The following is a 20,530-nucleotide window of genomic DNA, read 5'->3' as shown; positions in this document are numbered from 1 at the left end:
AAATGAGAATTAACTATTACAAATTGTTTAATGCTCTTAAAGGTTTAGGCCTTACGGCACAGATTTAACTTCTTTAGTGTTTGTACTGTTTAACAAACATTAAGCGGTAACCTATGCCACCTTGTTTTATTCATTTTGATACGCGTCCAATTTTAATGCGTATCTGGTGTAAAACTGTTGTTTAATTTAGCCTTTATACATGGCTTTAAACATATCTTTGATGCTGGGTTCTTTGCCATACATGTTCATGCCCATTTTAAACACTCTGGCGGCCACAATTCTAAAGTAATAAAAACAAAGACCACTTAAGGCTAACGACAATATAGGTTGCCAAGCCGGTAAGTCTACCAGTGACATTCTCACTGGCATCACGGCAAATGCAGTAATAGGTAAATAACTTAACAAAATAGTAAGCACACCATTTGGTGAGTCTATTAATAGAAAGGTGATAATAACTGGAACTAAAGGCAACATCATCAACCCACTTTTACCGCTGTGGTTAGGATCATCAATCGCTGATGCAACCGCAGCCATAAAAGCGGCACAAATTGCTAAACCTGCAATAGCGAAAGCAAATAACCAAGGTAATAAAGACCAATGAATTATTGTTAAATCTAATGCCTGTTGTTTAATGATCACTGAGAAAAATAAAAAAGACAAAATAATGGAAATTAACGTGGTGACCATGGTTTTTAAAGCAAATAAGATCTGACCGAGTAACTTTCCATCAATCCAAGTTTGTGGTGTCATCGCCGCCATTAACTGCTCAGTTACCCTATTTTGTTTTTCACCGGTAATACTGACAAATAACTGCCCAAACACACTAAATACGGCAACAATTAATAAAAACAATACACCAAACGCAGTAATAGTCTGATTGTAATCTGCGTCGTTTTTTAATAAATCATCCAGTATTTTATGCTCAATATGTATAGGCGTACTTAGCGCAACTTGTTGTTCAGCAGTTAAATTCAGTTGATTAAATCTGATGATATTAAGCTCAGAACTAATAAGAGAAACTAGCTGATTTTGCCATGTAGACTTTTCAGCTGTAATTAAAGTTGGACTTGATTGCGCTTTTTCCCAATTTTCATCTTTCTTGTTGGTCGCTTGAGCATTTGGGATATTAGAGGAGTTAAGGCTATTAAAAACCAAAGCTGCATCAAAATCATTATCATCGGCTAAGCCGTCAATGATCTCCGCCATGTCTTCTACCTTGGTAAATTTAAATACATTGGCGTCTGCTGAAACTGACTTAATAACAAACTCTTGATCTGTGGCTATGTGATAAACATCGTCTAGTTTTTGAGTTTGTGTCGCAATATAATAAATAGTTAACCCCACCGCCAACATAATTAGCTTGCCGATAATTTCTTGCTTCAATTTAAAAAAGTGTAAAAACTCCCACTTAGCAACCGTCCATACCTGATCAAAGTTTGATGACGTGTTATGACTCATGATATTTCTCCCTACTGGCTTATCTCTACGCTTGAACCTTCTGAGCTTGAACGTTCCGAGTTGTGTGCGGCCACCGCATTCAAGTATATGGTATGCAACGACTGGGCTTGATTTTTTAACTCAACCACTTGGCCTAACGATGCCAACAAAGGCATAAGTCCATTTAGTGTTTGATTATTTTGTAAGGTGATTAACAATTGATTGGATTTCACGGTTTCAACAACATAGTTATTTTTTAATTCATCCAGTGAAGTTATATCGACTTGGTCTGCATACCTAACATGAATAACAGCAGCTTGTTTAGCCAGCAATATTTCCTCAAGCTCACCGTAAATCACTGCACTCCCTTGATTAAGTAACAACACTCGGTCGGCTAATTTTTCAACCATTGCCATTTGATGAGCACTAAGTATCACCGTCATGCCTTGTTGTTTAAGCTCTGCCAAAAAGGTCACTACAAGCTCTTGGTTTATGGGATCTAGACCCGAAAACGGCTCATCCAACAATACCCACTTAGGCTGATGCAAAATAGCACTTATTAGTTGGACCTTTTGCTGATTGCCTTTTGATAACGCTTTTAATGGCTCGTCAATACGATCAGTTAAATTAAACTTTTCCAACCAATGTAAACAACGCCCCTCAAAGTCTGTTTTGCTTACGCCATGAAGTGTGGCAAAAAACGCTAAGTTTTGTTTCACCGACTTTTCTGGATACAAACCTCTATCTTCCGGTAAATACCCCAATAAATGGGAAGGAATATAATCGTGCGTTTCATCACCATCCGTTAGCGTAATACTGCCATTGTCGGCTTGAGTGAAACCCACAAGCATTTTAACTAAAGAAGATTTACCTGCACCATTAGGCCCAAGCAACGCAAAAATCTCACCGGGATTAACGTCAAACGTTAAACCATTCACGGCGGTGACGGATTGGTAGTGTTTTTCTAAATTACTGACTTGTAGCATGCGTATTCCTGTTACTTTTTTATTATTATCATTACGCACATAGGTATCTGATATATTTACTATTAAAATCGAGCGTGCGTAGGTGTCCCTTATAAATTAACCACATAGTTATATAATAAAAATAGATTAAAGGCGAGAAATCGCTGGAAAAGACGGCTATTGTTAATACCGTTCGTTTAAATTTTAAATTAATCAAAATATTAGCCTAAAGTCATTCATCTAATAAAACATAAGTGCGGTTCATGGAAATAGAAATAGATTATTACGCATTAAAAAAATCAAAAGAAGCTGAGCAAGTCACCTGCCCTAAATGTAATAAAGGGAAATTAAAACAAAGAGCAGGTTTACGTTTTTTTACGATTTTTTATTTTCCTGTTATACCGCTTTCAACTTTTGAAGAGGTGTATTGTAATCGTTGTCGTAAACCAATTGAGCGAAGCCAACTAAGGCAAAAAGTGATCCCCAACATCCATTATTTTTCTAAGTTCATTGGGCTTTTTCTAGGTGTTATTGTTTTAGCTTTTTGGCTTTCAAGTGAGCTGAAACAAAAGCGGTTAGAAATGGAGTTTCTGCTACAACCGAAGCGCCATGACGTTTGGATTGTCAATGAAGCAAAGCTGACAAACGAAAAGAGTCAACAGACTAGTTATAAAGTATTACAGGTTACAAGTGTCAATTCTGGCCAAGTAATAGTAAAAAATGGGCGCTTTACATACACCTCGTTAGGAAGCGCCATCAAAGCGATTAGGTTAGATAATTTAATGTTAGACGCCTACTTTAACAAGAAGCCCTTAATTTTTAACCAAGACAACTTAGTTAAATTAAAAACAAATGAAATTATATATTCAGCGCACCGACCCAAAAACCTATCGCTTTTTGGCGGACTAGTCATGATGCCAACTACGTTACCTAGTATAAAACCTATACACCAAGCTAATCCTCTTAACCAAGAAGCGATTGCTTTATATCAAAACGGGGAATACTTAGCTTCTGTTGAGCTATTTAAAAAAGCAGCTGAACAAGGAGATGCTTGGGCGCAGTATAACTTAGGAGAAATGTACCTAAAGGGCCAAGGGATTGAAAAAAACACCGAGCTTGCTCAACAATACCTTAAACAATCCGCAAACCAAGGAAACCAAAGTGCCTTAGCGCTTTTAAAACAATAGATAATTTGAATAACTCACCCAGAAATCTGGTGATTTTAAAACTGTAAAAAAGTCTGAACAGAGCCACCCATTATATTTTTCAAAGCGCTTTACAGACATTAAAGCCCGATCAGATTTAAGTGGCAGCCTCTGTTAGTTGATCAATACTTTGTTATAAAACTACGTCACTTTTCCAGCTAGATTAAAGCGTGACTCTTTATATAACTGAGTTTCAACCACATCTACTAAAATAGTTACTGCATTCCATACATCTTCAAACGAGGTATACAGTGGCGTAAAACCAAAGCGTAAAATATTAGGCGCTCGAAAATCAGCAATAACACCACGTTCAATTAGCGCTTGGCATATAGCAAATGCGTCCGTGTGGGCAAACGCAAGCTGACTGCCTCTTTGGCTTGAATCTTCAGTCGAGCATAACCGTAAATCAATCAAACTTGGGTGTGCCTGTAACAATTTAATAAACACATCCGCAAGTGCTATCGACTTTTCTCTGACTTTTGCCATGTCTACGTCTTGCCATGTATCTAATGCTGCATCTAGCGCACTCATGGCTATCACACTTGGCGTGCCAGATAAAAATTGATTAATATTATCAGCTCCTTGATAGGTAGCATCGAAAGCAAATGGTTTCGCATGCCCCATCCAGCCAGCCAAAGGCTGTTTAACATTAGCTTGATGGCGTTTGGCTACGTATAAAAAGGCAGGTGAACCTGGCCCTCCATTTAAATATTTATAACCACAACCAACCGCAAAATCTGCATGACACTTATCGAGTTCAACGTCTATCGCACCAGCACTATGGGCTAAATCCCAAATCACCAAAATACCTTTTTCATGGGCAAGTTTGGTCAGTTTTTGCATATCCAACAGTTGCCCAGTTCTAAAGTTAACCTGAGTGAGCAATAATACCGCGACCTTATCGTTGAGGCTTTGCTCAATATCTTGTTCTGCCACAAGCGTTAACTGACATAACTCAGGGCCCAATAAATTACTTAACCCTTGCACCATATACAAATCGGTAGGGAAATTATCTTCGGTGGATAAAACCATATTACGTTGTGAGTTTAAGGACAGTGCACTACTTAACAATTTAAATAAGTTAACTGAAATAGAGTCACAGCAAATAACTTGGCCTTTGGCGGCGCCAATAAGAGGCGCTATCTTTTCACCGACTCGGGTTGGTAAATCAATCCATTGATGGTCGTTCCAACTTCTAATTAAGTGGCAGCCCCATTGCTGACTTACCACTTCTGCCACACGCGATTTAACGGTTTTAGGCAAGGCCCCTAATGAATTACCATCGAGATAAATTGTATCTGCGGGTAAATCAAATTCATCACGTTTGTTGGCTAGCGGATCCGCTTTATCTAGCGCTGCAATCTCATTAAAATTCATTATTACATCTCATTCAAATTTTGTATTAGTACATTAAATGCGTTAGAGCCTGGGTGTATCCAATCAAAATGGCCAACGCCTTTGAGCATGACCACTGGGCGATTAAGCTGCTTGAGGTTAAAAGCAGGGACGATATTATCTTGTTTACCTTGTAAAATAATACTGTGAGGATGAAGAACTTGCTCGCTAGGATTTGCTTGGGTGTATACCTTGGGTTTATCGTTGGGCAATCCTTGCATAAAATCCTTTGTCACTTTTTGGCAGCTATTGCCACCTACTGCATATTGTTTTATGTCGGTAATCGGCGCTAAGCCTATTACGCCCTTAAGTTGACTAATTTCACCTCCAGCTAAAAGTGCCAAATGACCGCCTGACGAGTGGCCAATAACAACCGTGTCGGCAAGCTCACCATTATTGTATTTGTTGGCCGCTAACATTCCAGCCTTAACATCATTAAATGTGGTGGGCCAGCCACCGCCACTTACACCGCTGCGTCTGCGGTTTCAATAGGGTCAGAGTCGTTGATTTACCTCAATATTTCTTTTTAAACTTTTTAGATTTCCTATCACCACCTGTGGCTAAAGGTTCTGCTCTTCGGCCAGATAGTTTTTCAACTTCTTCTTTAAATTTACAACTGCCTAGAACCCATGCTTTATCTGTTGACTGCTTTATTTCATCTAAGGTTTTGTCTGTTATTTCAGTATTAAATAAACAGCGGTAACATTCTTGCCTTTTCTTTACATCAGGATTTAATTCAATATAGACATCATGTTCAGTAATTAAATTTATCTGTTTTCCAATCGCGTTATGTTGGTAACTTGACCATGGATATTCCGCTGGATGAGTTACCATGTTAGCTCTCACTGGATTTAACTCAATATATCGGCTCACAAGTAAAAAGTAACCTTCGCTATCAACTAGTGTTGATTTATAACGTCCTTCCCATAACGTCCCAGTTCTTTTATATGTGTAATTAAAGTACCTTACATAATAACGTCCCAAGGCTTGCATTAATTGACTAATGCCAGTTTTGGTCGTTGGTGTCATCAATAAATGTACGTGGTTTGTCATTAAAACATAAGCGTGGACTTTGACTTGAAACTCTTTAGCATAATGCTCTAGCTTGTTTAAATATAAAATATAGTCAGTATCCGTTACAAAAGTAACCTGTCTATTATTACCGCGCTGTACTACATGCTGGGGTATATTTGGTAGGTTTAATCTCGGTAGTCTTGCCATCCTTGAGCCTCATTGACTAATCAAATTATAAACAATAGCTTTTCATTGCTATTTTTCAATATTTGTAAATATCAACGACTCTGACCCCATTGGTTCGCCTTTGGTAACGACGCCGATGATATGCGTTCAGCGGGTCGTCACCTTGATCCTAGAATCAATCTTTTTGATATGTCGAGTAAAGCGATTGAATATGCCCGTGATAGATTCGACTTAATTAAAACGATGTCATCTAAATTAAAGCAGAAAACATTAACTGATGGACGCTCACACCACGATCTCGTTATTGGTGTCAATGTCGTATTTGGTGAGTTTGCACGACAAGCTAATGTCGTTTCTCGTTATATTGGTGGTCTATACGTTGACCGTACTTTTGTTGGCCAAGAAGGTTATCAACAACCATTTACCCCAGTAGAGTTGAGCCGTCAAAAACGAGCAATGCAAACATTAAGTGAATTTGTATTTGCGCCGGATGCAATAGAAAACATGGAGCCGTTATTTGCTTACTTACAGCGTCAACGTCGAGGCTTTGATCATGCTGGTAAAAATGAAGATCCCAAAGCACATAAAATGTTACTTGGGGCACAACAAAATGTATTAAATCATATATTACACCCTGCTGTTCTAATGCGCTTAAGCGATACCGCTTTGTATGGTAATGAATATACCGTTGAGCAAATGGTTGCAGATTTATCGGATGCTATTTTCAAAGTAGATCAAAATAGCAAAATCAACAGCTTTCGTAGAAATTTACAAACAGAGTACGTTGAAAGGTTAATTAAGATCAGTGGCTTGGAAAAAACTAGTGCTTATGACAACTTCTCTAAAGCAACCGCAACTTATGAACTCAAAGAGATCATTGATCGTTTGGATAGTTCACGTGGTGACCGCGCTACAAAAGTTCACCGTTTCTATTTAGAAGATAGAATTAACAGAGCATTCCATAAAAACGAACTATAGTTCCTTTCTGTAAAAAACATGTATCGTTAAGATAATTTAAAAACTAGGCTTAAGTTTAAGCCTAGTTTTTTTATAGGCGTTTTATAAGCTTTCAATCATGGCAAAGGTTTCAGCCATATTGTAATGACTTATTTGTGGTTTCAATGGGGTCACCCATTGGTTTGTTATCGAATCTGACCAGTTAAAGAACTCTCTACTAATTTAACATTTGGACAATATGTATTAATTAGTGAATTAACTATAATCTTTTGTGATTCATCAGCTTTTGGCCCCAAAACCACTTCTAAATTTTTCAGAGCGTTTGGATCCAAGTCCAAAAAAGTATTCTTGAGATACCCCTTTCCAAAAACTTTTCATCTCATTCTCCATTAACTCATTATATTCGCGCTCAGGCATAGTTTGCATTAACTCTCTTGGTGGTGCATTTAAACAATAAATTCTAAAACGCCATTCGTTTTGAAATCCCCAAACTTTTTTCTTATATTTGGCAATTTCGTATGGGCTGAGAATTGTTTTGTCATTCTTGCTGTTGTAACTAATTAGTTCTTGATTTAATAAAGATTCGTTATCGGTATAATCAATTTTACAAGGCCAAAGATCTTCTTTAAAGCTAGGGGACATAACTAAATAGTCTTCACCATGGAGCCGGTCATATGGTAAAAGTGATTTAATAGAATAGTTTTTACCTTCCGGAATTATACTTTTATTTACTAACGATAGGCCAGTGGGTAGTTCATCTGGGTTAATTGTGTGAAACTTGAACATGCTTGTAGGTAACTTTAATCTGACACCTGACATTTCTTTTGTGTACATATGCCAAAGAGGAATAGATTCCACTGGGTCATCAGTCCAGCAACTAATAAAAAAGTATTTTTGCCAATCTACAGCATCATTAGATTGCCCCTCTGTCATGTCATCTACAAGATCTAATCGAGAGAAACGAATTTGTTGAGATTTGAGAATATGCGCCAAACTTTCTATGTTTGTATAATGATATAAGTACTCAGGGAGATCTCTATTTACATTATTACTATCCATGTTTGAGTCCTTTTATATATTAACACCAATCAAAATTTACGAGGACACCCACTTTAATTTGCCAAAACAACTAAGTCAATTTGTTGCTGGCGAACCGTAAGGTTCGACTTGCTTTTGCTCTGCTTTATCTCCCGATTCAAATATCTGTAGTAAATATAACTTTTCTCAAATCGGTCGGGCATGGATGCCCGATTGAGGAAAATGTTCAGGGACGAATGTTTTTCCGTATTTGAAGATAAAAGTTAGTATTTAATACAATTAGATATTTGGTGACGGGCGGCCTTTTTCGCCTACCTTTTTTGGCTGTTGAAAAAAGGTATGGTCGCCGTCAAGGTGAAACATATAGTTCAGCTAAGTAAGATGAAACAGTTAAAACTCCAAACAAATAAACAACCTGCGCCGAGGGGCGAAACAACAATAACTGCGAGTTACGAATAACTAGCTACGAGTAAAAAACAGCCAATAAAAAAAGGTGACCTAAGTCACCTCTCTTCACTACTTCAACACTTCAATATCTTATAAAGACTAGGAACTAGTCTTCTCTGTAAGTATCAATACTCGGACAAGAACAAATTAAGTTACGGTCACCGTATACATCATCTATACGAGTAACCGTTGGCCAGAATTTGTTTTGCTTAACCGACTCACATGGGAATGCCGCATAATCACGTGCATACGCTCTGTCCCACGTTGGGTCTAAAACGTCTTCTGCTGTATGAGGTGCAAATACTAATGGGTTGTTGTCTAACGTCCATTGGCCGTTTTCAACTTTAGTAATTTCACCACGGATAGCCACAAGTGCATCAATGAAACGATCGAGTTCTACTTTGGCTTCTGACTCAGTAGGTTCAATCATTAACGTGCCTGCAACAGGGAACGACATAGTTGGTGCATGGAAACCGTAGTCGTTCAAACGCTTAGCGATATCCATTTCTGAAATGCCTGATGCGTCTTTAAGTGGACGTAAATCAACAATACATTCGTGAGCAACACGGTCGTTACGGCCACGATATAAGATTGGGTAATGTGCACTTAAACGTTCTGCTACGTAGTTGGCATTTAAAATTGCCACTTCGGTTGCTTGACGTAAACCAATTTTACCCATCATGGCAATGTATGCCCAAGAGATAGGTAAGATACCTGCTGAACCATATGGTGCTGCTGATACTGCGCCGTTGTTTATGCCTACATTTTCAATGGCGTTATCACCAATGAATTCAACTTTAGTTACGGCATGGTTTGGTAAGAAAGGCGCTAAATGCGACTTAACACCAATTGGTCCCATACCTGGGCCGCCACCACCATGTGGAATACAGAAGGTTTTGTGTAAGTTTAAGTGTGATACGTCAGAACCAATTGAACCCGGTGACGTTAAGCCAACCTGTGCGTTCATGTTCGCGCCGTCCATATAAACTTGGCCGCCGTGTTCGTGGATAATGTCACACGCTTCTTTAATGGTTTCTTCGTAGATACCGTGAGTAGAAGGATATGTGATCATGATGCACGATAAGTTCTCGCTGTGTTCTTCTGCTTTAGCGCGTAAATCAGCAATGTCTACGTTACCGTTTTCATCACAAGCCGTTACCACAACTTTCATGCTGGCCATTTGTGCCGACGCTGGATTAGTACCGTGTGCAGAACTTGGAATTAAACAGATGTTACGATGATGGTCGCCGCGGCTTTCGTGGTATTTACGAATTGCGATTAGACCTGCGTATTCACCTTGAGCACCCGAGTTTGGTTGCATAGAGATGTTGTCGTAACCTGTGATCTCAATTAATTGATCAGATAATTCACCAATCATCTTGCTGTAACCTTGCGCTTGGTCAGCAGGACAGAATGGGTGCAAGTTACCAAATTCAGGCCATGTTACTGGGATCATTTCAGCCGTTGCATTTAACTTCATGGTACAAGAACCCAAAGAGATCATTGAATGATTCAATGATAAGTCTTTGCCTTCAAGACGACGTATATAACGTAACATTTCTGTTTCGCTGTGGTACGAGTTAAATACTTTATGAGTAAGTACGTCAGTTTTACGTGCGTAAGTCGCAGGTATAGAGCTTTCGCCTGCAACTACTTGAGCGTCTAATGCGGCAACGTCTAAACCATGGCCTTCACCAAGCACTACGTCGAATAACTCTAAAACACATTCGCGTGTTACGGTTTCATTCATGGTGGCTGATAACTTGCCGTCTAAATCAGTACGGAAGTTAACTAATTTTGCTTTAGCGCGCGCTAAAATTTCGTCTTTGTTATCCGCAGTAAAGGTAATTGTGTCAAACCAAGAGTTGTTTACTAATGCAACGCCTTTAGCTTTAAGACCGGCAGCAAAGATATCAGCAAAACGATTGATACGATTTGCGATAACTTTTAGTCCTTGTGGACCATGATAAACCGCGTAGAACGACGCCATATTGGCTAATAATACTTGCGCAGTACAAATGTTTGAGTTGGCTTTTTCACGACGGATATGTTGTTCACGTGTTTGCATTGCCATACGTAATGCAGGGTTACCACGACGGTCTTTAGATACGCCTATGATACGACCCGGTAATGAACGTTTATGTTTGTCACTGGTTGCAAAGAATGCTGCGTGTGGACCGCCGTATCCCATTGGTACACCAAAACGTTGCGCTGAACCTAAAACAGCGTCTGCGCCTAAGTGCCCCGGACCTTCTAACATTAATAAACTCATAATGTCAGCAGCAACAATTGCAACGCCTTTAATCGCTTGTACTGCTTCAATTAACGGCTTGATGTCGTTTACTTGACCTTCAGCTCCTGTGTATTGGAACAAGGCACCAAATATTTCGTATTCTGCTGCTTTTTCTGGCGCATCAACAATGATGTCAAAACCAAACATTTCAGCACGCGTTTTCACCACGTCGATAGTTTGTGGCAATACGTCGTTGGCAATAAAAAAGCTGTTGGCTTTTTTTGCTTTAGAAACACGACGGGCAAGCCCCATCGCTTCTGCGGCTGCAGTGGCTTCGTCTAATAACGATGCACTGGCTAAGTCTAAACCGGTTAAGTCGATAGTTAATTGTTGGAAGTTTAATAAGGCTTCTAAACGACCTTGAGCAATTTCTGGTTGGTACGGCGTATAAGCGGTGTACCAGCCTGGATTTTCTAATACATTACGTAAAATTACGTTAGGAACTGATACTGGGTGATAACCTAAACCTATGTAAGATTTAGCGATTTTGTTTTCACCTGCAACGTTTTTTAAATACGCTAACGTTTGCTCTTCTGTTTTGGCATCGTTTAAATTCATTTCTGCTGGTAAGCGAATTGAACCCGGTACCGTTTGGCCAATCAGTTCTGCAACAGAACTTACACCTAGGGTCTTACACATTTCTAACTGCTCTGATTCGCTTGGACCAATATGGCGGCGAATGAAGATATCGTGTTGCTCTAGTTGTTGTAAGCTTGTTTTTTCGGTCATGTTACTAGACTTCCTAAAATTGCTAATTTATAGCGGTTTTAAACAGTAAACATGCAAATAACTTATGCGTGTTTTGAAATTGAAACAGTGTTTAGTCCTTTAAAACGAACAAACCCCGCATTGGTTATCAATGCGAGGTTTTTTATGCTCTTAGAAATTAATCTTCGTCAATTGACGTTTCATAACTTTCAGAGTCAAGAAGATCGTCTAACTCAGCAGCGTCTTCTAATTTAATGCGGAACAACCAACCGTCGCCATATGGATCAGCGTTTACTTTTTCTGGAGAGTCTTCTAACTCTTCATTAATCGCAACAATCTCGCCGGCTACTGGCGCGTAAATGTCTGAAGCAGCTTTAACTGACTCAGCAACGGCACAGTCATCACCTGCGGCAAATTCATCACCAACATCTGGTAAATCAACAAATACCATGTCACCTAATAAACCTTGCGCATGCTCAGTAATTCCCACAGTTACAGTACCGTCACCTTCGTTACGTACCCACTCATGAGAAGAAGCGTATTTTAAATCCGATGGAATGTTGCTCATAGTTATGTTCCTTTGGAGCTATTATTTAATAAATTATTGTCAAATATGTTGTATTACTTTGATTGTTCAATCACTTAATGTTCAATCACTTAATGTTCAATTTCTAACCGCATTTTATGTCGCTTAGAAAAGATAAATGTAAGTGTCTGATTGATCAACCCAGTTTTATAATTCTTTTATGTTTTGGCCGATGATAAATATTCATCGACCCAATCCAGAAATACGTATTAACTAAAGTATTGATTTGCCGTTACGCACAAAACCTGCTTTGGTTACTTTTACGTCTACTAGTTTTTTACGCATTTCAACTTGCACTGTATCACCAACGGCGGTGCCAGCAGGAATACGAGCCATAGCAATTGAGTAACCTAACGTTGGAGAGAAAGTGCCTGACGTAATCACGCCTTCGCCGTTAGCAGTGATCACTTTTAAACCAGAGCGTAATACGCCCTTTTGTTCCATGACTAAACCAACAAGTTTTTCTGTGCCAGCGGCTTTTTGTGCAACAAGTGCTTCACGACCAATGAAGTTTCTGTCTTCTGGTTCCCAAGCAATGGTCCACGCCATGTTTGCTGCTAATGGCGATACTGAATCGTCCATATCTAGGCCATACAGGTTCATGCCAGCTTCTAAACGTAATGTGTCACGTGCGCCTAGACCAGCAGGTTTAACGCCCGCATCTAATAATTCTTGCCATAAGTCAGCCGCTTGAACCGCAGGAACAACAATTTCATAACCTGCTTCACCTGTGTAACCGGTCGTTGCAATAAACAAGTCACCCGCTTGAACACCAAAGAATGGTTTCATGCCTTCAACAGCAACGGTTTGTTCTGCATGAAGAATGCTTGCTACTTTTGCTTTTGCTTCTGGGCCTTGAACGGCAATCATAGCGAACTCTGGACGTTCACTAACCGTTACTGAGAATGATTCTGCTTGTTTGTTGATCCAAGCTAGGTCTTTTTCGCGTGTCGCTGAGTTAACCACTAAACGATAAGATTCTGGAGTGAAGTAATAAATGATAAGGTCGTCAATCACGCCGCCTTCTTCATTTAACATACCTGTGTAAAGGGCTTTACCTGGTACGGTTAATTTTGCTACATCGTTGGCAACTAATTTACGTAAAAATGCTTGAGCATCAGAACCTTCAATATCAACAATAGTCATGTGGGACACATCAAACATACCAGCGTCTTTACGAACCGCATGATGTTCTTCAATTTGTGAACCATAATTAATAGGCATTTCCCAACCGTGGAAATCTACCATTTTGGCGCCTGACTCTTATGTGTTTGTCGAATAAAACCGTTCTGTTTGTCATATTTTTACCTTTGCTGCGTTAAATAGTTACGAACAAGGTGATAAGAATAAGTCGTTGCCACAATTTATAAAACAAAGTGGTAACTCAAGTTCTTCCACTTAAAAATTGCGACGAAGTATAACGGATACAAGCACATTTGACCATCCAATTACCATTAGAAATTTTAATGTTAAAGATAAAACCCGTTATGGCAAAGACAGGATAAAAACAGTTAACAATCGGTATTAGATGGTATCTTTTACTTTGGCTAAATCTGGCAGATCACCTGTAATACCCATAGCTTGCTGGATGATCTTATGTTTAACCACATCGGTTTTATTGGTGATTAACAAGCCAAAACCTCGAATTAGTTTTTTGAATTTATTGTCACCTTCAAACAAAGATTTTAATGCTGCCATAGCGGCTATATAGGTTTGCGCTTCTGCCTTTCGCCACCCTTGGTATTTACGTAATTGTTTATTTAACTCACCGGATTTTTCTGCACTTAATAACGTAGGTGTTGCCAAAACTTGCACTAAACTGGCGGCATCTAGCAACCCTAAGTTCATCCCTAATCCCGCTAATGGGTGAATGGTGTGCGCGGCATCGCCCATAAATATTACACCTTGATTAATCCACTGTTTGGCATAACGCATGGTTAATGGGTAACTCACACGTTGGCTGGTTAATGTGATTGGGCCTAATACACTGTCGGTTGCAGCGGTGATTGACTGGTTGAACTCTTGTTCTGTCATGTCTTTTAATTGTTGCACATGCTCTGGTGAGCTAGACCACACAATTGAGCACTGGTTTGGCTCAAGATTCTGTTCTTGATCTTGCCCAGTTATTTGTAATGGCAGCAAGGCTAATGGCCCAGTGTTTAAAAATACTTGTCTGGCACACGCTTGATGTGGCTCTGTGGTTTGTATTGTGGCGACTAATGCATGATGGTCATAATCAGAAAACACCATTGGGGTTTTAAGTTGTTTTCTTACCCAAGAGTGTGCGCCGTCGGCAGCCACCAGCAATTTACTAATAATAGGTGTGCCGTCTTCCAAGGTTATATAAACCTGCTGAGTCTGATTTTGTTGGTTGTTGGTGGTGTGTAAACTATTTACTTTGTTATCAAAAAGTAACTGAATATTGGCGTGAGAGCGAGCAAGGGTAATTAAACTATTTCTAATATTATTGTTCTCAATAATATGGCCCAAACGAGGCTCAGATATTTGCGCTGAATCAAACTCTATTTTGCCAAAACTGTCTTTATCCCACACCGACATTTTAGTGTACGGCGCAAATCGGCTTTGATCTAAATGTTGCCAATTGCCTAACGCACGAAAAATATTTTCGCTGGCAGCCGAAATCGCGCTTACTCGTAATTCAGGTGTGGTTAATTCGGTATGGTCAGTTGCAGCGTCGACCACAGTTACGTTAAAGCCGTTGTTGGCTAACCCAATTGCGGCGGTTAAACCAACACAACCACCACCAATAATTGTTATATCTGTTGAAATCAAAAGTATATTTCTCTTATTTAAAACCAGAATTCATGGTTATGTGTCATATCGTTAAACTTTGCTGCTCATAAAATGCAGGGCAAACCATTGCTGTAAGCTGGTTACTTTTTGTAACGCTAACAAGCCTAATGTTCTTGTTAATGCCGGTAAACGCCCTTCTAGTGCAAACATTTTAACTAATAAATCGGTAAAACCGGTAATGCGGCTAATGTCTTTCACTCGGCCGGCTTGGTATTGTTGCAACACAGAAAAGGCACCAATATCAACATTATTATCTACGCCGTGTTTAATCTGTTTGACCAAATAAGCCACATCACGCAAGCCTAAATTAAAACCTTGTCCTGCTATTGGATGAATGGTGTGGGCACTGTTACCTACTAATACAACTCGGTCACTAATAATTGATTCTGCTTTAGTCAAACCAAGTGGGTAACTTTCTCGTTTTGATGTTTTAACAATAACGCCACCTGCGTGGCCAAATGCGCTTTGTAACTGCTGACAAAAGTCGGTGTCTGGCAAGCCCATTATTTGCTCAACCTGTTCAGGCTTTACACTCCATACCACTGAGTATTGATCTTTATCTATGGGTAAAAATGCAATTGGCCCCGATGTGGTAAATCGTTCAAAGGCAGTATGACCGTTTAATTGTTGAGACTCACCATTATGTTTGTTTTGTGAATGTGTTTCGTCTAGCGACAATACATCATTTATCTTATTATTTTTATTTACTTGGATATTGGCAATAATGGCACTTTGCTCGTACGCCTGTGTACTGGTGCTTATTTTTAATGTTTGACGTGTTGGGGAATTTCCACCCTCGGCCACAACGAGTAACTTGCCTGTTATGGTTTGTTGATCATCTAATACTAACTGTATTTGCTCTGGCTGCTGAGAAACCTGTTTGATGTTGTTGGGTGTGTACCAAGTTAAATTACTATTTTTGTCTTGTATTAGCGTATTTAAACTTTGAGTAAACGCTGCCCCCATGTTTCTCATGGCTGCCACATATCCCATCGCGTTTAAATCGTATTGAGCTGCGCGCATGATGGTTTTGCCAATATGACCACGGTCTGAAGTGATAATAGTTTTTATTGGCCAAGCTAGAGGCTTTAATTGTGGCCAAACGTGCCAATGATTAAGCAGTTGTAATGAACCATAAGATAAGGCTAAACATCTATCGTCAAAATTTTTAGTAGCCTGTTGCGTGTTATTGGTTGAATTTACAGTGATTGGCTTAACAGGCTCAATTATCGCGATGGATAATTCTGGGGTTTCGTTAATTAATCCAATCGCTGTTAACAGTCCAGATAATCCTCCACCTGAAATGATCACATCATATTGTGATGTTTTATTCATAGCCGCCTTCATTACTAATTTCACTCATAATGGTTAATTTAACTCGAAATAACACGCTTGTTTTTAACTTAACATTTGGCTTTTAATACCAGCGCATGTTGATTGAATTTTATGAGGATAAATACGTTATATCCGAATGCTACATTACCTTAACCATCATTAACAAAACTATCTGCATAATTAGTGAATTTTTTTAATGCATAAGCGTTTAACAATGGTTGCACTGACTGGATTGTGCGATTAATATTGCCTGTTTATGGCTGTCGATAAATTAACCAGGACGAGTGAGTTTTTTCACTTAGATATTGGTTAACGCCCTCGGCTAACAATGAGATTGAATGATTGACTAATTCCGCTTTTTTGTCTTTGGACAATGTCACTAAACGTTATCAAAACCAAGATGTATTACGTGAATTTGATTTAACCATTAATGATGGTGAATTTTTTACTATTTTGGGCCCGTCAGGTTGTGGTAAAACCACGATATTACGTTTAATTGCTGGCTTTGAAAAACCCGATGAAGGTCAAGTGGTGTTAGACGGGCAAGATATTGCTCATTTGTCCGCTGAACACAGACCCACCAACACCGTATTCCAAAGTTACGCTTTATTCCCTCACATGACGGTATTTGACAATGTCGCGTTTGGCTTAAAGATGTCAGGAGTAAAAAAAGCGAAATAAAACAACGAGTCGAAGATGCCTTGGCGGTTGTGCAATTACATGGGTTTGAACAAAGATTGCCACATCAACTTTCAGGTGGTCAAAAGCAACGTGTGGCCATTGCCCGCGCCATCGTTAATCGCCCTAAAGTTTTGTTATTAGACGAGTCATTAAGTGCCCTTGATCACAAATTGCGTCAAAAAATGCAAAACGAATTAAAACGCATCCAACGCCAATTAAACATTACCTTTATTTACGTTACTCACGACCAAGAAGAAGCGTTAACCATGTCTGACCGTGTCTTGGTCATTAATAACGGACAGCCGCAACAAGTTGGCACCCCTCGTGAAATTTATGAATCTCCAGTTAACTTATTTGTTGCCCGCTTTATTGGTGAAAGTAATGTATTTAAAGCTAGGATCACAGAACGTTTAGAAGACTTTCAATACATGGCTGAAATTCATGGTATTGAGTGGAAAATATTTGCTGATCACAAATTTGATATCGACGATATGGTGCATGTCATATTACGCCCTGAAGATTTACGTGTTATGTACATTGAAGATGCGCCACAAGAGTCTGGCTTTTTAGGTCAAGTTATTGAACGTAATTACACAGGTAAAACATTAGATTCTGTGATCAAACTTGATAATGGACATACCTTAGTCGCGAGTGAGTTTTTTAACGAAGACGATCCTGATTTTGACTATAAGATAAATCAAAAAGTCTGGGTTAACTGGGTACATGGTTGGGAACACGTTATTAAGGCTGATGAACTTAAAAAATGAATAGGTACTCCTCTCCCCTTAATTTTCGCCGATTAGTGATCACTTTAACCTTAACTTGGTTGGGGTTATTTGTGCTGTTGCCGCATTTGATGGTGATTTTGACCAGCGTATTAACCCCTGATGCTGAACACTTAGTGATATGGCCGATTACCTTTGATAACTATTTAAAGGTGTTTGAACCTATTTACGCAGGGGTATTCTGGAACAGCTTATTAATGTCTGGCATTACTACGTTAGTCTGTTTACTGATTGGTTATCCCTTTGCGTATTTGTTAGCCAACATGTCACCAACGATGCGTGTGGTGTTGTTATTTTTAATGGTGGTGCCCTTTTGGACCAATAGTTTAATTCGTATTTACGCCATTAAAATGATCTTAGGTAAAAAAGGCATAGTGAACAGTTTCTTAATGTTCACAGACGTCATTGATAGTCCTGTCCAACTGATTTATACCGACTTTGCCGTCATTATTGGTTTGGTATATATCTTGTTGCCTTTTATGGTGTTACCTCTGATTGCCAGTTTTGCCAAGTTAGATACAAGTTTAATTGAAGTTGGTAAAGACTTAGGTGCCTCGCCGTTTTATCGTTTTATTCATATCTTATTGCCGTTAACGGCTCCCGGCATAATAGCCGGTTGTTTAATTGTATTTTTACCTGCTATGGGCATGTTTTATGTGGCTGACATTTTAGGTGGCGCTAAAAGTTTATTGTTAGGGAATGTCATTAAAAATCAATTTTTGGTGGTACGCGATTGGCCGTTTGGTTCGGCCTTTAGTGTGTTTTTAATTTTACTTATGGCTGGCTTATTGATTATTTATAATAAAGCCAATAACTACATTCAATACAAAGGAGGTTTGGACGATGAAAATCTTTAAGCCTTTATTTATTTTATCTGTGTTTGTGTATTTATATTTGCCAATGTTGGTTTTGATCACTAATTCTTTTAACCAGTCTAAATACGGACACAAATGGGCTGGTTTTTCTTGGAAGTGGTACGAAAAACTGTGGAACAACACAGGACTGATGGATGCCTTTGTTAACTCGTTAACCATTGCAGTATTAACTGCCTTTATTGCCACCTTATTGGGAACGTTAATGGCGTTGGCGATTCACCGCTATAAATTCCGCTTAAAAAGCACCACCAGCAGTATGTTGTTTATCCTGATGATGTCTCCCGACATTGTATTGGCCATTACGTTTTTAATTATTTTTATCGCGTTGGGCATTCAACTTGGTTTCTGGTCTTTGTTAATTGCACATATTACGTTTTGTTTGCCTTTTGTGGTGATCACGGTTTATGCCCAACTAAAAGGCTTTGATAATAATATATTGGAGGCCGCGCAAGACTTAGGGGCGTCTGAAGGTAAAATATTTAGAGTGATTATCTTACCTATGATTTTACCTGCGGTGTTATCCGGTTGGTTATTAAGTTTTACCTTGTCGTTAGATGACGTGATCATTAGCTCGTTTGTCACTGGACCTGGGTTTGAAATTTTACCGATACGTGTCTTTTCGATGGTGAAAGTAGGCGTATCACCAGAAGTAAACGCATTAGCAACAATATTACTTGTTATATCATTATCAGCAATTGCTGTAATTTCATTGCTTATTAAAAGGAAACAATAATGAAATTTAAAACACTGAACAAATTAGCGACCGGTTTATCGGTTTTGTTTGCGGTAACCTTTTCGGTTGTCGCCGCTGAAAAAGTGGTTGTTTATAATTGGACCGAATACATTCCTGACGGTGTATTAGCTGAGTTCACAAAAGAAACCGGCATTAAGGTTGAATACAATACTTACGAAAGTAACGAAGTCATGTATTCAAAATTAAAGCTGCAAAACGGTAAAGGTTACGACATTGTTATTCCGTCTACCTATTACATTTCAAAAATGGCGAAAGAAGGTTTGTTAGCCAAAATTGATACCGCACAACTGTCTAACTTTACCCATTTAGATCCTGCGTTATTAAACAAGTCTTACGACCCTAACAATCAACACAGTGTGCCATATGTTTGGGGCAGTACTGGCATAGGTATTAATACTAATGAAGTTGATCCAAAAAGCATTAAGTCATGGAAAGACTTATGGGATAAAAAATGGCAAAACAGTTTATTGTTAACCGATGATGTACGTGAAGTATTTCATATGGCGTTAAGAGTTAATGGTCATTCATCAAACTCAACCTCAGAAGCTGAAATCAAACAAGCTTATGAGTTGTTAACCAAACTTATGCCAAATGTATTGGTATTTAACTCTGATGCACCAAGAGAACCGTATTTAGCTGGTGACGTTAACCTAGGTATGATTTGGAATGGTGAAGTGATCATGGCGCAGGAAGAAGACAGCGCAATTGAATACATTTACCCAACTGAAGGTGCGGCAATATGGGTAGACAGTTTTGCTATTCCAACAGGTGCTGAAAATAAATCAAATGCGCATAAGTTTATTAACTTTATGTTACGACCAGACGTGGCTAAACGCACAGTTGAGTACATAGGTTACGCTACACCAAATAAAGCCGGCATTGCCTTGTTAGATCAAGCCACGCAAAATAACCCGACTATATTCCCGTCAAAACGCATTGTTGAACAAGGTGAATTCCAGACGGACGTTGGCCCAGCCATTGAGATTTATAACAAGTACTGGGAAATGTTAAAAACCAGTAAGTAATAAAATCTAATAACGAAAATAAAAAAGCTT

At 39.0% G+C, this 20,530-nt stretch carries 15 protein-coding genes and 3 pseudogenes; 7 read left to right on the top strand and 11 right to left on the bottom strand.

Translation table 11 applies throughout. The annotated features are described in order from the left end of the window. Positions 1–186: 186 nt before the first annotated feature. Both RT723_RS00285 and RT723_RS00280 read right to left on the bottom strand, forming a co-directional pair. The gene (locus RT723_RS00285) at positions 187–1,458 is read right to left on the bottom strand and encodes an ABC transporter permease (protein WP_315945436.1); all 1,272 of its coding nucleotides are present in this window, start codon (positions 1,456–1,458) and stop codon (positions 187–189) included. Between the two features lie 11 nt (positions 1,459–1,469). Continuing rightward, positions 1,470–2,423 (bottom strand): ABC transporter ATP-binding protein, encoded by a 954-nt coding sequence (locus RT723_RS00280; protein WP_315945435.1) that lies wholly within the window; start codon positions 2,421–2,423, stop codon positions 1,470–1,472. Positions 2,424–2,665: 242 nt separating this feature from the next. Between RT723_RS00280 and RT723_RS00275 the strand changes: the two genes are divergently transcribed. Next, complete coding sequence (locus RT723_RS00275; protein ID WP_315945434.1) at positions 2,666–3,589, top strand: tetratricopeptide repeat protein; 924 nt, start codon at positions 2,666–2,668, stop codon at positions 3,587–3,589. A gap of 159 nt (positions 3,590–3,748) precedes the next feature. Here RT723_RS00275 and kynU read toward each other — a convergent pair whose 3' ends face one another. From kynU to RT723_RS00260, 3 genes and pseudogenes are all read right to left on the bottom strand, one after another. Further along, on the bottom strand, positions 3,749–4,984 hold the full coding sequence (gene kynU, locus RT723_RS00270) for a kynureninase (RefSeq protein ID WP_315945433.1): 1,236 nt from the start codon (positions 4,982–4,984) through the stop codon (positions 3,749–3,751). A 2-nt stretch (positions 4,985–4,986) separates the two neighbouring features. Further along, positions 4,987–5,481: pseudogene (locus tag RT723_RS00265) on the bottom strand (alpha/beta hydrolase family protein); the annotation flags it as partial. Positions 5,482–5,515: 34 nt separating this feature from the next. Beyond that, entirely contained in the window at positions 5,516–6,223 is a 708-nt protein-coding gene (locus RT723_RS00260) for a transposase (protein ID WP_315945432.1), read from the bottom strand. Positions 6,224–6,325: 102 nt separating this feature from the next. Here RT723_RS00260 and RT723_RS00255 point away from each other — a divergent pair. Further along, a pseudogene (locus tag RT723_RS00255) lies at positions 6,326–7,180 on the top strand (zinc-dependent metalloprotease); the annotation flags it as partial. Between the two features lie 258 nt (positions 7,181–7,438). On the opposite strand, the gene RT723_RS00250 reads toward RT723_RS00255, so the two are convergent. From RT723_RS00250 to RT723_RS00225, 6 genes and pseudogenes are all read right to left on the bottom strand, one after another. After that, positions 7,439–8,218 (bottom strand): hypothetical protein, encoded by a 780-nt coding sequence (locus tag RT723_RS00250; RefSeq protein WP_315945431.1) that lies wholly within the window; start codon positions 8,216–8,218, stop codon positions 7,439–7,441. A 532-nt stretch (positions 8,219–8,750) separates the two neighbouring features. Beyond that, positions 8,751–11,666 carry an aminomethyl-transferring glycine dehydrogenase gene (gene gcvP / locus RT723_RS00245; protein ID WP_315945430.1) on the bottom strand — a complete coding sequence of 972 codons (2,916 nt, stop codon included), beginning with the start codon at positions 11,664–11,666 and terminating at the stop codon, positions 8,751–8,753. Between the two features lie 157 nt (positions 11,667–11,823). Further along, positions 11,824–12,213, bottom strand: a complete 390-nt coding sequence (gcvH, locus tag RT723_RS00240; protein ID WP_216055508.1) for a glycine cleavage system protein GcvH — start codon at positions 12,211–12,213, stop codon at positions 11,824–11,826. Between the two features lie 231 nt (positions 12,214–12,444). Next, positions 12,445–13,531: pseudogene (gene gcvT, locus RT723_RS00235) on the bottom strand (glycine cleavage system aminomethyltransferase GcvT). 224 nt (positions 13,532–13,755) lie between these two features. Further along, positions 13,756–15,024, bottom strand: coding sequence for an FAD-dependent monooxygenase (locus tag RT723_RS00230; RefSeq protein WP_315945429.1), 1,269 nt, complete (start codon positions 15,022–15,024; stop codon positions 13,756–13,758). Positions 15,025–15,075: 51 nt separating this feature from the next. Next, the gene (locus RT723_RS00225; RefSeq protein WP_315945428.1) at positions 15,076–16,380 is read right to left on the bottom strand and encodes an FAD-dependent monooxygenase; all 1,305 of its coding nucleotides are present in this window, start codon (positions 16,378–16,380) and stop codon (positions 15,076–15,078) included. A 342-nt stretch (positions 16,381–16,722) separates the two neighbouring features. On the opposite strand from RT723_RS00225, the gene RT723_RS00220 reads away from it, so the two are divergent. The 5 genes from RT723_RS00220 to RT723_RS00200 are packed head-to-tail and all read left to right on the top strand — an operon-like array spanning position 16,723 to position 20,500. Next, entirely contained in the window at positions 16,723–17,061 is a 339-nt protein-coding gene (locus RT723_RS00220) for an ABC transporter ATP-binding protein (RefSeq protein WP_315945427.1), read from the top strand. A 29-nt stretch (positions 17,062–17,090) separates the two neighbouring features. Next, complete coding sequence (locus RT723_RS00215; protein WP_315945824.1) at positions 17,091–17,828, top strand: ATP-binding cassette domain-containing protein; 738 nt, start codon at positions 17,091–17,093, stop codon at positions 17,826–17,828. Then, positions 17,825–18,703, top strand: a complete 879-nt coding sequence (potB, locus tag RT723_RS00210; RefSeq protein ID WP_315945426.1) for a spermidine/putrescine ABC transporter permease PotB — start codon at positions 17,825–17,827, stop codon at positions 18,701–18,703. Before RT723_RS00215 ends, potB begins: the two co-directional genes overlap by 4 nt. Beyond that, positions 18,690–19,454: a spermidine/putrescine ABC transporter permease PotC gene (potC, locus tag RT723_RS00205; protein WP_216055502.1), complete on the top strand. Its 765-nt coding sequence runs from the start codon at positions 18,690–18,692 to the stop codon at positions 19,452–19,454. The genes potB and potC overlap by 14 nt, the downstream gene beginning before the upstream one ends. Continuing rightward, complete coding sequence (locus tag RT723_RS00200) at positions 19,454–20,500, top strand: extracellular solute-binding protein (RefSeq protein WP_216055501.1); 1,047 nt, start codon at positions 19,454–19,456, stop codon at positions 20,498–20,500. Before potC ends, RT723_RS00200 begins: the two co-directional genes overlap by 1 nt. Positions 20,501–20,530 lie beyond the last annotated feature (30 nt).

It is taken from the genome of Psychrosphaera aquimarina, from assembly GCF_032461525.1.
Classification (GTDB): domain Bacteria; phylum Pseudomonadota; class Gammaproteobacteria; order Enterobacterales; family Alteromonadaceae; genus Psychrosphaera; species Psychrosphaera aquimarina.
Note: the sequence above shows the minus strand (reverse complement) of the source record. Positions and strands in the feature narration are given on the sequence as shown.

Coding starts and splice junctions, on each gene's coding strand:
- RT723_RS00285 (WP_315945436.1), bottom strand. CDS start 1,458: ATGAGTCATAACACGTCATCAAACTTTGATCAGGTATGGACGGTTGCT.
- RT723_RS00280 (WP_315945435.1), bottom strand. CDS start 2,423: ATGCTACAAGTCAGTAATTTAGAAAAACACTACCAATCCGTCACCGCC.
- RT723_RS00275 (WP_315945434.1), top strand. CDS start 2,666: ATGGAAATAGAAATAGATTATTACGCATTAAAAAAATCAAAAGAAGCT.
- kynU (WP_315945433.1), bottom strand. CDS start 4,984: ATGAATTTTAATGAGATTGCAGCGCTAGATAAAGCGGATCCGCTAGCC.
- RT723_RS00260 (WP_315945432.1), bottom strand. CDS start 6,223: ATGGCAAGACTACCGAGATTAAACCTACCAAATATACCCCAGCATGTA.
- RT723_RS00250 (WP_315945431.1), bottom strand. CDS start 8,218: ATGGATAGTAATAATGTAAATAGAGATCTCCCTGAGTACTTATATCAT.
- gcvP (WP_315945430.1), bottom strand. CDS start 11,666: ATGACCGAAAAAACAAGCTTACAACAACTAGAGCAACACGATATCTTC.
- gcvH (WP_216055508.1), bottom strand. CDS start 12,213: ATGAGCAACATTCCATCGGATTTAAAATACGCTTCTTCTCATGAGTGG.
- RT723_RS00225 (WP_315945428.1), bottom strand. CDS start 16,380: ATGAATAAAACATCACAATATGATGTGATCATTTCAGGTGGAGGATTA.
- potB (WP_315945426.1), top strand. CDS start 17,825: ATGAATAGGTACTCCTCTCCCCTTAATTTTCGCCGATTAGTGATCACT.
- potC (WP_216055502.1), top strand. CDS start 18,690: ATGAAAATCTTTAAGCCTTTATTTATTTTATCTGTGTTTGTGTATTTA.
- RT723_RS00200 (WP_216055501.1), top strand. CDS start 19,454: ATGAAATTTAAAACACTGAACAAATTAGCGACCGGTTTATCGGTTTTG.